This window comes from Leifsonia sp. Soil_N53 (assembly GCF_057655165.1).
On sequence record NZ_JBDGMM010000048.1, the window covers coordinates 52,424 to 66,911 of the forward strand.

Genomic DNA, 14,488 nt, shown 5'->3' on the forward strand with positions numbered 1-14,488 from the left:
ACCGCTTACGCGTCCTGGCGCTTCAGGCGGGACGCGGCGCGGCCACGGGCGGTCGCGTCGAGCTCCACCTTGCGGATGCGCACGGCCTCCGGGGTGACCTCCACGCACTCGTCCTCGCGGGCGAACTCCAGGCACTCCTCCAGAGTGAGCTGGCGGGACGGCGTCATCGACTCGAAGTTGTCGGCCGTCGACTGACGCATGTTGGTCAGCTTCTTCTCCTTGGTGATGTTCACGTCCATGTCGTCGGCGCGCGAGTTCTCGCCGATGACCATGCCCTCGTAGACCTCCTCGGTGGGGTTCACGAAGAACGTCATCCGCTCCTGGAGGGCGATGATGGCGAACGGCGTGACCACGCCGGAGCGGTCGGCCACGATCGAGCCGTTGCTGCGCGTGATGATCTGTCCGGCCCACTCGTCGTAGCCGTGCGAGATCGCGTTCGCGATTCCGGTGCCGCGGCTGATGGTGAGGAACTCGGTGCGGAAGCCGATCAGGCCGCGCGACGGGACGATGAACTCCATGCGCACCCAGCCGGTGCCGTGGTTCGACATGTTCTCCATGCGGCCCTTGCGCGCGGCGAGCAGCTGGGTGATCGCGCCGAGGTACTCCTCCGGCACGTCGATGGTCAGGTGCTCGAACGGCTCGAACGTCTTGCCGTCCACCTTCTTGGTGACCACCTGCGGCTTGCCGACCGTCAGCTCGTAGCCCTCGCGGCGCATCTGCTCGACCAGGATGGCCAGCGCCAGCTCGCCGCGGCCCTGCACCTCCCAGGCGTCGGGGCGGCCGATGTCGAGCACGCGGAGCGACACGTTTCCGATCAGCTCGCGGTCGAGGCGGTCCTTCACCATGCGCGCGGTCAGCTTGTGGCCCTTCACCTTGCCGACCAGCGGGGAGGTGTTGGTGCCGATCGTCATCGAGATCGCGGGGTCGTCAACGTGGATGAGCGGCAGCGGGCGGATGTCGTCGGGGTCGGCCAGCGTGTCGCCGATCATGATGTCGGCGAAGCCGGCCACTGCGACGATGTCGCCGGGGCCGGCGCTCTCGGCCGGGTAGCGGTCGAGGGCCTTGGTGATCATCAGCTCGGTCACGCGCACGTTGTGCACGTCGCCGTCGTGACGCACCCAGGCCACGGTCTGGCCCTTGCGCAGCGTTCCGTTGAAGATGCGGAGCAGGGCCAGGCGGCCGAGGAACGGCGACGCGTCGAGGTTGGTGACGTGCGCCTGGAGCGGAGCCTCCGGGTCGTAGGTCGGCGCCGGGATGTGCTCGAGGATGGCCTCGAAGAGCGGCTCGAGGTCGCCGTTGTCGGGCAGCTCGCCGTTCTCGGGCTTGTTGAGGCTCGCGGCGCCGTTGCGCCCGGAGGCGTAGACGACGGGGACGTCGAGGATCGCATCCAGGTCGAGGTCGGGCACATCGTCGGCGAGGTCGCTCGCGAGACCGAGCAGGAGGTCCTGGCTCTCGTGCACGACCTCGTCGATGCGCGCGTCCGGACGGTCGGTCTTGTTGACGAGCAGGATGACGGGGAGCTTGGCTTCCAGCGCCTTGCGGAGCACGAAGCGGGTCTGCGGCAGCGGGCCCTCGGACGCGTCGACGAGGAGGACGACGCCGTCGACCATGGACAGGCCGCGCTCGACCTCGCCGCCGAAGTCGGCGTGGCCGGGGGTGTCGATCACGTTGATGGTGATCGGCCCGTTGGCGGCGTGCTTGCCCTTGTAGGAGATCGCCGTGTTCTTGGCGAGGATCGTAATGCCCTTCTCACGCTCCAGTTCGTTGGAGTCCATGGCACGCTCCTCGACGTGCTCGTGGTCGCCGAACGAGTTGGTCTGCCGCAGCATGGCGTCGACCAGCGTGGTCTTGCCGTGGTCGACGTGGGCCACGATCGCGACATTGCGCAGATCGTCGCGGTGGGCGACGGCGTTCTCGGACATGCGTGAAGGCTCGACTCTCGTCAGGAAGAAAAAGGGGAACGGTCTATTCTATCCCAGCGGCCGGGCGCCTCCGTTTACGGCCGATGACCGAGCGGGATGGCCGCACCGGGCACGGCGTCGAGCAGGGCGCGCGTGTACTCCTCGCGCGGCGTGCCGAACACCTCCGCGGCCGTCCCCTGCTCCACCAGCCGGCCCTTCCGCATCACGCAGACGTCGTCCGCGATGCGGCGCACCACGCCGAGGTCGTGCGTGATGAACAGGTAGGTCAGCTCCAGGTCGTCCTGCAGCTCGGTCAGCAGCTCGAGCACCTGCGCCTGGACCAGCACGTCGAGAGCCGAGACCGCCTCGTCGAGCACCACGATGTCCGGGTTCAGCGCCAGCGCCCTCGCGATGGCGACGCGCTGCCGCTGGCCGCCGGAGAGCTCGTTCGGGTAGCGCGCGGCTAAGGCGCCGGGCAGCGCAACGCGGTCCAGCAGCTCCGCGACGCGCCGCTGGCGGGACGCCCGGTCGCCGACGCGGTGCACGGCGAGCGGCTCCGCGATGCTGGCGCCGACGCTGCGGAGCGGGTCGAGCGAGCCGTACGGATCCTGGAACACCGGCTGCATCCGGCGGCGGAGGGCGGAGACCTCCCTCGCGCCGAGGCCGCCGGTGTCCTGGCCGTCGATCGCGATGCCGCCGCTGGTCGGCTCCTCCAGACGCAGGATCAGCTTGGCGACCGTGGACTTGCCGGAGCCCGACTCGCCGACGAGGGCGGTGGTGGTGCCCCGCGGCACCGCGAAGCTCACGCCGTCCACGGCCGTGAGGGACGACGATCGGAGGCCGCCGCCGCGCACCGGATAGACCTTCGTGAGCCCGCTGACCGCGATGGCCGGGGTCGCCTCGGCCGCCGCCGCCATGCGCCGATCGGTCGTGCGCAGCGCCCCGGCGACACTCGGAGCGGCCTTCACCAGTCGCCGCGTGTACGGGTGCGCGGGACGCTGGAGCACCTCGCGGCTCGGTCCGGCCTCCACGACCCGGCCCTGGTGCATCACGACGACCCGGTGGGCGCGCTCGGCCGCGAGCCCGAGGTCGTGCGTGATCAGGAGGACGGTGGTGCCGAGCTCCCGGGTGAGCGTCCCGAGGTGGTCCAGGATGCCGCGCTGGACCGTCACGTCGAGGGCCGAGGTGGGCTCGTCGGCGATCAGGAGCTTCGGGTCGCCGGAGAGGCCGATCCCGATCAGCGCGCGCTGGCGCATCCCGCCGGAGAACTGGTGCGGGTACTGCCGGAGCCGGGTCTCCGCGTCGGCGAGCCCGGCCCGTTCCAGCAGGTCGATCGCCGCGGCGCGGACCGCACGGCGACCGGTGGCGACGCCGTTCGCCCGGATGGCCTCCTCTACCTGGAAGCCCACGCTCCAGACCGGGTTGAGGCTCGACATCGGGTCCTGCGGCACGTAGCCGATCTGCCGCCCTCGGACCGCCTCCGACTCCCGTCGGCCGAGCGTCGTGAGCTCCACGCCGTCGAGCACGATCGACCCGCCGAGCACCCGGCCGGCGCCGGGCAGCAGCCCGATGATCGCCTGAGCGGTGGTGGACTTGCCCGAGCCGGACTCCCCCACGATCGCGACCGTCTCCCCGCGATGGATGGTGAGATCGACGCCGTCGACCGCGGTGGCGACACCGCCGCGCGCGGGGAACCCCACGCGGAGTCCCGAGACGACGAGGAGCGGGCTCGTGGTCTGATCCGATGGTGCGCTCACCGGCGTGCCCTCGCCTTCGGGTCGAGCGCGTCCCTGACCACCTCGCCGAGCATGATGAAGCTCAGGACGGTGACCGAGAGCGCCAGGGACGGGTAGACCAGCGTCTGCGGCGCGGTCCGGATGTCGTTCTGCGCCTGGCTGATGTCGTTGCCCCACGACATCACGTCGCTCGGCAGGCCGACGCCGAGGAACGAGAGCGTCGCCTCCGCGACGATCGAGCCCGCGAGCGACAGCGTGGTCACGACGATGACCGGCGCGATCGAGTTCGGCAGCACATGCCGCAGCAGGATGCGGAACCGGGACAGCCCGATCGCCGTCGCGGCCAGCACGTGATCGGCCGTCCTCACGCGGAGCACCTCCGCCCGGAGCACACGCGCGGTCGCGGGCCAGGCGAAGACCCCGATGGCGAGCGAGATGACCCAGACGTTCGCGAACTTCGCGAACACCGACATGATCACGACGGCCGCCAGGATGTACGGGATCGAGAAGAAGATGTCACCGACGCGCGACAGCACGGCGTCGATCCAGCCGCCGTAGAAGCCGGCCAGCGCACCGAACGCGACGCCGAGGATCGCCATGAGCGCGGTCGCGAGCACGCCCACCGAGAGCGACGTCCCCGTGCCGTGGACGATGCGCGCGTAGATGTCGCAGCCCTGCTTGGTGAACCCGAGCGGGTGGCCGGGCGCCGGGCCGCCGTTGCTGTTGCCCAGCAGGCAGTCGTTGTTCGGCGCGGCCTGCGCGAAGAGGCCGGGGAACAGGGCCATGGCCGTGATCAGCGCGATCAGGACGACGGAGCACCAGAACATCGGGCGGCGGCGTAGGTCGTCCCAGGCGTCCCACCACAGCGTGGTGGCGGCCCGGGTGGCGGCTCGGGCGGACGGCTCGTCACGACGCATGGCGGATCCTCGGGTCGAGCACGGCATAGAGGAGGTCGACCAGCAGGGTGACGACGAGGTAGAGCAGCACCATGACCGTCACGAACGAGACCACGGTCGGCCCCTCCCCGCGGATGATCGCCTGGTAGAGCGTCCGGCCGACGCCGGGGACGTTGAAGATGCCCTCCGTCACCGTCGCCCCGACGAGCATCACGCCGAAGTCCGCCGCGAGGAACGTGACCACCGGGATGAGCGAGTTGCGCAGCACGTGGACCGGCACGATCCGGCGGCGGCTCAGCCCCTTGGCCGCCGCGACCCGCACAAAGTCCATCCCGTTCGTGTCGAGGACGGACGAACGGGTCAGCCGCACGATCTGGGCGAAGCTGATCGCCGCCATCGCCACCGCCGGGAGGACGAGGTCCTGGAGGGGTGCCGCTGGACCCGCGGTCGGCCGCGCCCAGCCGAGCCAGATCCCGAACACGTACTGGAGGACGAATGCGATCACGAAGATGGGGGCCGAGATGAGCAGCAGGCTCACCACGAGCGCGCCGGCGTCGAAGAGCCGCCCCTTCCGCAGGCCGCTCACGAGCCCGACCGCGATGCCGAGGACCATCTCGATCGCGAGCGCGAGCAGTGCGAGCCGCAGCGTGACCGGGAACGTGCGCGCCAGGATCTCGCTCACCGGCTCGCCGGAGAACGACGTGCCGAAGTCGCCGCGCAGGATGCCGCCGAGGTAGTTCAGGTACTGGACGAGGAAAGGCTGGTCGAGGAGGTAGCGGCTGCGCAGCTCCGCGAGCACCGCCGGGCTCGGTGTCCGGTCACCGAACAGCGCGACGACGGGGTCCCCCGGCATGGCGAACACCATGAAGTAGATCAGCAGCGTCGTGCCCAGCAGGACGGGGACGGCCTGCAGGAGGCGGAAGCCGAGGAAGCGGAGCATCGGCGCTAGGACGCCGAGCGCTTGGTGACCTGCTCGTAGAGCGGCACGGAGTTCCAGGAGAACGTGACGTGATCGACCGACTCGCTGTAGCCTCCGGTGACGTTCGAGTACCAGAGCGGGATGGCCGGCAGGTCACGCAGCAGAAGCTCCTGCGCGGCGCGGAAGTCGGCGTTCGCGGCATCCACGTCGGTCTCGGCGAGTCCCTTCACGAGCAGGGCGTCGAACTCCGGGTTCGCGTAACCGGAGTCGTTGGTCAGCGAGCCCGACCCGTACACCGGCTGGAGGAAGGTGAGCAGCCCGGGATAGTCGCCCTGCCAGCCCGCGCGGAACGCCGAGTCGATCGTGTGATCGGTGATCGCTGTGCGGAGCAGCGCGAACGTCGGGGAGGCCTCCCCCTTCGCGTCGATCCCGAGGGTGTTCTTGAGGTTGTTCGCGACCGCGTCCACCCAGCCCTGGTGGCCGCCGTCGGCGTTGTAGGCGATGGTGAACGTCCCGGTCCACGGCGAGAGCTTGTCGGCCTCCGCCCAAAGCTGCTTGGCCTTCTTCGCGTCGTGGTCGAGCACGCCGGAGCCGTCGAGCCTACCGGACCAGCCGGGGATCGCCGGCGAGGTGAAGTCCTTGGCCGGAGTCCGCGTGCCGTCGAAGATGACCTTGGTGATCTGCGGCCGGTCGATCGCCAGCGAGAGGGCCTGGCGGCGCAGCCTGCCCTCCTCGCCCGCGAAGTGCGCGATCCGTTCCGGGATCGCGAAGTTCTGGAACACCGCGGCGGGCTGGTTGACCGCCCGGCCGCCGAGGTCCTTCTCGAACGTCGAGATGGCAGCGTCCGGGATCGCGTCGAGGACGTCGAGCGTCCCCGACCTCAAGTCGGCGTACGCGGAGTCCAGCGAGGAGTAGAACACGAAGCGGAGGCCGCCGTTCTTCGCCTTCCGCGGGCCGGTGTAGCCGGGATTCGCGACGAGGTCGATGCTCTCGTCGTGCTTCCAGGCCTTCGCGCTCGCGAGCTTGTACGGGCCGTTCCCGATCGGCTGCGCGCCGAAGGCCGCCATGTCGTCGAACGCGACGCTCGGCAGCGGATAGAACGCGGAGAACCCGAGCCGGAGCGGGAAGTCGGACACCGGGGTCTTCAGGTCGACGGTGAACTCCGTGTCGCTGACGACGGTGAGGCCCGTGAGCTCGCTGTCCGTGTCTGCGGAGAAGCCCTCGATGTCCTCGAAGAAGGAGTTGAGGAGCTGCGCGTTGCTCTTCTTCGCCCCGTAGTTCCATGCGTCCACGAAGGAGCGGGAGGTGACCTTCTCGCCGTTGCTGAAGGTGCGGTCGCCGTTGATCGTGATGATGAAGTGCCGCGAGTCGCTCGTCTCGATCGACCGCGCGACATCGTTGACCGGCTTGCCGTCGGCCTGGTAGGTCAGCAGCCCGGAGAACATGGCGTCGATGATCTTGCCGCCGCCGGCCTCGTTGGTGTTGGTGGGGATCAGGGGGTTCTGCGGCTCACTGCCGTTCGCGAAGACGACGGCGGTCGTGTCCGCCTTCGACGCAGGGTCGGGGCTGCTGCAGGCGGTGAGCGCGAGCGTTCCCGCGACAGCCAGAGCGGCCGCGGATCGGCAGAGAAGTCTGATGGACACGATTTCCTCCTGTGCGGGGTCGATTTCTGACCATATGGTCTCCACGCTGGAGTTGCAAGTTCTTCTGGTTACATTGACATTCTTACCTTCGCGGGCAAAGAGAAAGGACCGCCTCCCGGGAGGGAGGCGGTCCCTCAGCTCGTACGGCTTACAGCCCCTGCGCCACCGGCGGCTCCGGCTCCTGCGGCAGCCCCTCGTTGACCGGCACGACCTCGTCCGAGCCCGCGGCCAGCAGCTCCAGGCGCAAGGCGCGGCGGGCGCGCTGCTGCTCGGGGTCGGGCAGCGGCACCGCGGCGAGGAGGCGCTGCGTGTAGGCCTCCTTCGGGTAGCGGAGGATCTCGTCGCGGGTGCCCACCTCGACCAGGGCGCCGTGGTGCATCACGGCGATGCGGTCGGCGAGGACGTCGATGACCGCCAGGTCGTGAGTGATGAACAGGCACGCGAAGTTCATCTCCTTCTGGAGCTGCTGCATGAGCTCCAGAACGCGCGCCTGCACCGACACGTCGAGCGCGGAGGTCGGCTCGTCGGCGATCAGGACGGTGGGCTTCAGCGACAGGGCGCGGGCGATGCCGACGCGCTGCTTCTGGCCGCCGGAGAGCTCGTGTGGGAAGCGGCTGCGGTAGGCGCGCGGCAGCTCGACGCTGTCGAGGAGGCGGTCGACCTCCTTCGCCAGACCGGAACCCTTGAGGCCCTTCGCCAGGCGCAGCGGCTCGCCGATCGAGTCGGCGATCTGGAGACGCGGGTTCAGCGACGACGACGGGTCCTGGAAGACGATGCCGACGTTGCGGTGCAGCTTGCGGATCTCGTCGCGGCCGGCGTTGCTGATGTCCTGGCCCGCGACCACGAGCTTGCCGGAGTGGATCGGCAGGAGGCCGATCGCGGCGCGGCCGAGCGTGGTCTTGCCGGAGCCCGACTCGCCCACCAGGCCGACGACCTCGCCCTCGTGGATGGTCAGGTCGATGTCCGTCGCGGCCCGGAACGCGGGCACGCGGCCGTGCTTCGGGTACTCGATGGCGACCTTCTCGAAGTCGACGACGATCTTCCGCTTGTCCATCTCCGCCTTCTCGTGCTCGGCGGCGGCGATGCGCTCGTTCACGCGGATGCGCTCGGCGTACTCCTCATCGGGGTTCTCCGTGCCGGCCGCGAGGGCGGCGGTCGTGTCGATCTCCTCGTCCTCGCGCTGGCCGAGGTGCGGCACGGCGTCGAGCAGGGCGATCGTGTACGGGTGCTGCGGAGCGTCGAAGACCTGCTTGACCGTTCCGGACTCGACGATGTCGCCCTTGCGCATGACGACGATGTTGTCCGCCAGGTCGGCGACGACGCCCATGTCGTGCGTGATCAGCAGGATCGCGCTGTCGAGACGGTCGCGGAGGCTGCGGATGAGCTCCAGGATCTCCGCCTGCACGGTCACGTCGAGAGCGGTGGTCGGCTCATCGGCGATCAGCAGCTTCGGGTCGCACGAGATCGACTGAGCGATCATGGCGCGCTGGCGCTGGCCGCCGGAGAGCTGGTGCGGGTACGAGTTGAACGCCTTCACGGGGTCGGGCAGCTCGACCATCGCGAGCAGCTCCAGAGCGCGCTCCTTGGCCTCGTGCGGCGACATCCCGAAGTGGATGCGCAGCGTCTCGATGATCTGGAAGCCGACCGTGTAGACCGGGTTCAGCGCCGTCATCGGCTCCTGGAAGATCACGGCGACCTGGCGTCCGCGCACGCGGCGCATCTGCTGCGGGGTCAGGCCGGTCAGCTCACGCCCCTCCAGCTTGATCGAGCCGGTGACACGGGAGTTCTGGGGCAGGAGGTCGAGGATCGCCATCGAGCTCGCGCTCTTGCCCGAGCCGGACTCGCCGACGATGGCGAGCACCTCACCCGCCTTGATCGAGTAGCTCAGCTTCTTGGCCGCGGGCACCCAGACGCTGTCCACGCCGAAGTCGACGGACAGGTCGGTGACCTCGAGCACGGGGGCGCCGACGACGACCCCGGCCCCGCCGGTGGTGTTCTCGGTCATGATTCGTGGTTCCTTTCGGGGGCGCGCTCGGTCGAGGCGGAGACGGTGCGGGATGAGAGCATGGACCCATGCCCTACGTCTCCCCCGCCGAGCGCGAGGTTTTCGTGTCCCGGTTCAACCGGGTCCTTGCCGTTCTGATCTGGGCGGCCGCTGCCGCCCTGATCCTCGGCCTGCTGGTGAGCGTGCACGATGTGCGCCTGCTCTACGTCGTGCCGTGCGCGCTGTTCGCGTTCATCGGCTGGGCGCTGCTGTGGCGGCCGCGACTGGCGGTGGGCGACGAGGGCATCGAGGTGATCAACGTCACCCGCACCATCGACATCCCGTGGCAGGCGCTCATCCACGTGGACACCAAGTACGCGCTGACCCTCTACACACCGGGACGCAAGTTCCCGGTGTGGTCCGCTCCCGCCCCCGGCACGGCGCGCACGCTGCGCGCCACCCGCCGGGAGACCACCGGACGCGTCGGCAAGCCGAACGTCGCGGACAGCGTGCGCCGTCCGGGCGACCTGCTGTCCACCGAGTCCGGCGCCGCGGCCGAAGTGGTGCGCCGGCGCTGGGCGCAGCTGCAGCAGAGCGGCGCGATCGACAGCGGCCTCGCGGACGAGACGCCCGTGACGGTCCGCTGGCACTTCGTGTCGCTGGCCGTGCTGACCGTTCTCGCGGTCGGCACGGTCGCCGCCCTGCTGGTGGCCTGAGGAGGCCACCAGCAGCGCAGCGCGGGCGGATGTCACAGCACGTCCTCCGCGAGGGCCGCGCCCGTGCGGGGACCGTAGCCGCCGTCTTCGCCGTCCTCCGGCTCCTGCTCGCGCATCTTGCGGAGGTTGAACCGGCGGTGCCGCGGGTCGAACGCGTCGCGCAGGCCGTCGCCCACGAAGTTGACCAGCAGGGCGAGGATCACGATGAACGATCCCGGCCACCAGAACAGCCACGGACGGGTCTGGAACGCCGACTCGTTCGAGCTGATCAGCAGGCCGAGCGAGACGTCCGGCGGTCGGATACCGTAGCCGAGGAACGACAGCGCGGTCTCGAGCAGGATGGCCGAGGCCATGATCAGCGTCGAGGCCACGATGACGACGCCGATGGCGTTCGGCAGCACGTGCTTGAAGATGATCCGGGTGTCCGACGCGCCGGCGACGCGGGCCGCCTCCACGAACTCCCGCTCGCGGAGCGACAGGAACTCGCCGCGCACCAGACGCGCGATGCCCATCCACGAGAAGAAGCCGAGCATCAGGGCGAGGAAGAATGCGCCGAGGCCGCCGAACATGTGGCCGACGACGGAGCCGATGACCAGCGCCGGGATCACGATGAAGACGTCGGTGATGCGCATCAGGATCGCGTCGACGACACCGCGGAAGTAGCCCGCGATGGCTCCGACGACGACGCCGACGACGCTCGCGATGAGGCCGAGCACGACCATCACCAGCACCGAGTTCTGGATGCCGCGCATCGTGAGGGCGAAGTAGTCCTTGCCGATGCGGTCCTGCCCGAACGGGTGCTCCCAGGTGGGGGCGCCCTGCTGGACCTGGTCGTTCAGCTCGACGTAGTTGTACTTCCACCAGCCGGGGATCGGCCCGATGCCGATCGCGGAGATGGAGAACAGCACGATCAGGATGAACAGGATCGCGCTGGCGACGGCGACTTTGTTGGACAGGAAGCGCTTCCAGATCAGCTTGCCCTGGCTGACGGGCGGAGAGCTCGGCTCCTGCAGCTCGTCGGCGACGATGGGTTCAGTGGTCGACATCAGCGGACCCTCACTCTCGGGTCGAGTGCGGCGTAGGACAGGTCCGCGAGGAAGTTGAACAGGATCGCCATGATCGCGATGACGAGGAAGTACGCCATCACCGGGTTCAGGTCGCCGCGCTGGAGGCCGGCGTTGAACAGCGAGCCCATGCCCGGGATCGCGAACACCTTCTCGGTGATGATCGCGCCACCGAGCAGCGCGCCGACGTCGAAGGCGACGAGCGTGGTGATCGGGATGAGCATGTTGCGGAACGCGTGGCGGACCACGACCGTCCGCTCCGGCAGGCCCTTGGCCCGCGCGGTGCGGATGAAGTCCTGGTTGAGCACCTCGAGCATGCCGGCCCGCGAGTAGCGGGTGTACGACGCGAACGAGATCAGGAGCAGCGCGATCGTCGGGAGGGCGAGGTGCGTGAACGTGTCGAGACCCGTCACCCACATGTCCCCGGTCAGACCCGGCGTGGAGGAGCCGACGGTCGCGATCGGGCGGCCGTTGGTGTCCTGGAAGTACGTCGGCCAGGCCTGCATGAAGCGGTCGACGATGATCAGGAAGCCGGAGACGATCGTGACGATCACGGCGACCCGCATGTTCTGGCCGCGGTCGTAGCCTCCGACCAGCCAGCCGATGCCCAGGCTGACGAGGATCGCCACGATCGCCAGGATGACGATCGTCGACGGCGTCGAGATGTTGAACAGCCACTGCAGCCCGAAGTAGCAGACCAGCGCGATGGCGCCCGCGATGCTCGCGGCGATCAGCGCTCGGCGGCTCTGCAGGCCGGCGGTCAGCGCGGTCGCGCCGATGACCGTGCCGGCGATCAGGATGATCATCACGACCGGCCCGAGGCCCGGGTGCACGAACCAGTCGGTGGCGCTCATCAGCAGCAGCACACCGGCGGTCGCCACGGCGGAGACGCCGAACGTGACCGCGCGCCTGCGCATGTCGCCACCGATCAGCGACTGCCAGATGAGTCCGGCCACCACTCCGATCAGCACCGCGATCCACCAGGGGATCGTCGGGTTCGCCAGGAAGTTGTTGAAGCCGATGGCGACGAACTCCTTGAGGAGGACGGCCACGAGGAACGCCGGGAGCGAGTACAGGAAGAAGCTGAGGAACGTGACGACGTTGTCGAGTCCGCTGTACTGGCGCAGGGCGGTCACGATGCCGATGGTGACACCGAGGAGGATCGCGAGGATGAGGGCGACCGTGACCAGCTGGACCGTCGAGGTGAGGGCCTGCGGGAGGATGTCCACCACCTTCGCGTTCGAGATGGTCGATCCCAGGTCGCACGAGTTGGCGAACGGGATGAGGCACTTGGCCGCGCCTCCCAGCCAGAGCAGCCACCGCAGGGGCGGGACCACGTCGAGCTGGAGGAGCTGGATGCGCGCGTTGATGAGCTGCGTCTTATTGGGGCTGTTGCTGCTTCGCAGATCCTGGAGCGGGTCGGCGCTGTACGCGACCAGCATGTACATCAGGAACGAAGCGGCGATGATGATGAGCACTGAGACCAGGAGGCGTCTCAGGATGAAACTCGCCATAGGTTCAAAACCTTCACTGACAGGGCGCGCCATATCGGGTAGCGGCGAGGGGGCTCGCCTGGCGCGGATCGGGGAACGGTCGGATCACGACCGCCGACTACATGATAACGGGGCGCCGACTGGAAGCCGACGCCCCGTCGCAGCGGAGTGCCCGGGGGTCACCCGGGCACTCTCACTGTCGAGCGTTACTTCGCGGTCGAGGACTTGACGGTCCACTCCCAGAAGTTCCAGAACGGGCCGTTCTGGTTGCCCATGTACTTCACACCGTCGACGCGGGCGTTGACACCGAAGACACCCGGGAGCTGGAACAGCGGGAGACCGTAGCCCTGCGAGAAGGCGGTCTTGTCGATGTTCTTCTCCAGCGAGACCAGCTTGCTGTTGTCCAGCGTGGTCTGGGTGGCCAGAGCGTCGTCGTTCGCCGCGGAGAAGCGGTTGTAGTTACCGCCACCGTTGGTGGTGAACAGCTGCGGGATCTGCGCCGTGCCGGCACCCGGGCTGATCCAGCCGAAGAGCGACGCGTCGTAGTTACCGCCCGGGAGGAGCTTGCTCCAGTCCGGCGAGCCGGCGTCGACGACCTTGAAGCCGGCCTTCGCGGCGGACGCCGAGATGGCCTGGAACTCGTCGACACGGTTCGGGTTGTTCGTGTTGTACAGGATGCGGACGGTCGGGGTCGCACCGGCGAGCAGCGCCTTGGCGCCGTCGATGTCCACCTTGTCGTACGCGGAGGAGCCGTTGTTCTTCACGCTGTCGCCGTACTCGGGCTGCTGGTTCGGCAGCCAGATCTGCGAGTTGAGGACCTTGGCCTTCGGGTTCACCGGGGTGACGATCGAGTCGAGGATCTGCTGACGCGGGATCGTCTTCAGGAACGCCTCACGGACCTTCGGGTCGGCGAAGACCTGCGAACCGAAGTTCAGGTCGAGGTGGTCGTACGACGCCTGGTCGCCGGTCAGGACCTTCGCGCTGGTCTGCTTGAGAGCGGTCAGCGTGTCGGCCGAGGCCTGCGGGTTGATGACGTCGACCTCACCGTTCTGGAGAGCGGTGACCTGGGCGTTCGCGTCGGGGATGATGCGGAACACGATCTTGTCCACGGACGGCTTGAGGCCGCCGTCGTAGTACTTGTTCTGCGTCATGGTGAGCGACTGGCCCGGGGTCCACGACGACACGACGAACGGGCCGGAGGAGACCAGCAGGTCCTTGTCGGTCGGGAACGCGGTGACGTCGTAACCGGTGTTGACGAAGTCGGCGGCCTTCTTCAGGGTCGCGTTCGCGGCGACCGGAGCGTCCGGGTTGCCCTTCGGCAGCGTCTTCAGCAGCTTGGTCAGGTCGGCGGCCGAGGAGAGGCCCGCCTTCTTGGCCACGATGTGAGCCGGCTGTGCGATCGGGTTGACGAGCTCCCAGTCCACGTACGGAGTGGCGTACTTCAGGGTGATCGACGTGTTGTTGTCGCCCACGGTCGGGAAGGCGGTCGAGTCGATGCCCGCCGTCGAACCCGCGATGGAGAAGTACTGCGTGCCGCTGGTGACGTTGCCCTGGTCGTCGAACTTCGCCGAGTCGTAGTAGCCGGAGGCGATCGCCCAGGCGAGGATCATGTCGTCAGCGGTGACGGGCTGACCGTCCGACCACTTGTCGTTCTTGTTCAGGGTGTACTTGACGGTCAGCGGGTCGTCCGAGATCTTCTTGAACGTGCCGAACTTGTCGTCGTGGACGATCTTGTAGTTGTTGTCGATGTACTGGAAGCCAGTACCGTACGACCCGTCCAGGTAGCCGACCTGGCCGTTGGTGTCCAGGTTGCCCTGCGGGGTCTGCGAGTTGAACGAGGTGAAGTCGTTCACGACGGCGACCGTCACGGTTCCGCCCTTGGCCGCGGACGAGGTCCCCGTGCTGCCGGTCGTGGTGCAGGCAGACAGCGCGAGCGCTGCAACGCCGGCGACGGCGACGGCGCTGACCGCGTACCTGACCTTTCTTCCCTTGATGTGCAATGTTCCTCCTGTGCGAAGTGTGCGGCAGCACGGGCATGCGAGAGCCCCGTACCCCGCGGGATAAGAATGACCCTAAGTACGGTTGACTGGGAAAGCAAAATGGGGCTGGAAAACGTTACACAGTGGTAACTCAGTC

The 14,488-nt window shown here is 68.4% G+C and carries 10 protein-coding genes; 1 reads left to right on the forward strand and 9 read right to left on the reverse strand.

The window, feature by feature from the left end:
- Positions 1–5: 5 nt before the first annotated feature.
- The 6 genes from typA to AC3A3H_RS06665 all read right to left on the reverse strand — a co-directional run bounded on the left by typA (position 6) and on the right by AC3A3H_RS06665 (position 9,100).
- Positions 6–1,922 carry a translational GTPase TypA gene (typA, locus tag AC3A3H_RS06640; RefSeq protein ID WP_487613758.1) on the reverse strand — a complete coding sequence of 639 codons (1,917 nt, stop codon included), beginning with the start codon at positions 1,920–1,922 and terminating at the stop codon, positions 6–8.
- A 74-nt stretch (positions 1,923–1,996) separates the two neighbouring features.
- Entirely contained in the window at positions 1,997–3,658 is a 1,662-nt protein-coding gene (locus AC3A3H_RS06645) for a dipeptide ABC transporter ATP-binding protein (RefSeq protein WP_487613759.1), read from the reverse strand.
- Positions 3,655–4,554: an ABC transporter permease gene (locus AC3A3H_RS06650; protein ID WP_487613760.1), complete on the reverse strand. Its 900-nt coding sequence runs from the start codon at positions 4,552–4,554 to the stop codon at positions 3,655–3,657. Before AC3A3H_RS06650 ends, AC3A3H_RS06645 begins: the two co-directional genes overlap by 4 nt.
- Positions 4,544–5,473 (reverse strand): ABC transporter permease, encoded by a 930-nt coding sequence (locus AC3A3H_RS06655; protein ID WP_487613761.1) that lies wholly within the window; start codon positions 5,471–5,473, stop codon positions 4,544–4,546. The genes AC3A3H_RS06650 and AC3A3H_RS06655 overlap by 11 nt, the downstream gene beginning before the upstream one ends.
- 5 nt (positions 5,474–5,478) lie before the next feature.
- Positions 5,479–7,095, reverse strand: coding sequence for a peptide ABC transporter substrate-binding protein (locus AC3A3H_RS06660; RefSeq protein ID WP_487613762.1), 1,617 nt, complete (start codon positions 7,093–7,095; stop codon positions 5,479–5,481).
- 148 nt (positions 7,096–7,243) lie between these two features.
- A complete protein-coding gene (locus tag AC3A3H_RS06665) occupies positions 7,244–9,100 on the reverse strand; it encodes a dipeptide ABC transporter ATP-binding protein (RefSeq protein ID WP_487613763.1) in 1,857 nt (618 codons plus the stop codon).
- Positions 9,101–9,168: 68 nt separating this feature from the next.
- Between AC3A3H_RS06665 and AC3A3H_RS06670 the strand changes: the two genes are divergently transcribed.
- Positions 9,169–9,795: a PH domain-containing protein gene (locus AC3A3H_RS06670; RefSeq protein ID WP_487613764.1), complete on the forward strand. Its 627-nt coding sequence runs from the start codon at positions 9,169–9,171 to the stop codon at positions 9,793–9,795.
- A gap of 32 nt (positions 9,796–9,827) precedes the next feature.
- Here AC3A3H_RS06670 and AC3A3H_RS06675 read toward each other — a convergent pair whose 3' ends face one another.
- The 3 genes from AC3A3H_RS06675 to AC3A3H_RS06685 all read right to left on the reverse strand — a co-directional run bounded on the left by AC3A3H_RS06675 (position 9,828) and on the right by AC3A3H_RS06685 (position 14,352).
- Entirely contained in the window at positions 9,828–10,841 is a 1,014-nt protein-coding gene (locus AC3A3H_RS06675) for an ABC transporter permease (protein ID WP_487613765.1), read from the reverse strand.
- Positions 10,841–12,373, reverse strand: coding sequence for an ABC transporter permease (locus AC3A3H_RS06680; RefSeq protein ID WP_487613766.1), 1,533 nt, complete (start codon positions 12,371–12,373; stop codon positions 10,841–10,843). The genes AC3A3H_RS06675 and AC3A3H_RS06680 overlap by 1 nt, the downstream gene beginning before the upstream one ends.
- Before the next feature lie 185 nt (positions 12,374–12,558).
- Positions 12,559–14,352 carry an ABC transporter family substrate-binding protein gene (locus AC3A3H_RS06685; RefSeq protein WP_487613767.1) on the reverse strand — a complete coding sequence of 598 codons (1,794 nt, stop codon included), beginning with the start codon at positions 14,350–14,352 and terminating at the stop codon, positions 12,559–12,561.
- Positions 14,353–14,488 lie beyond the last annotated feature (136 nt).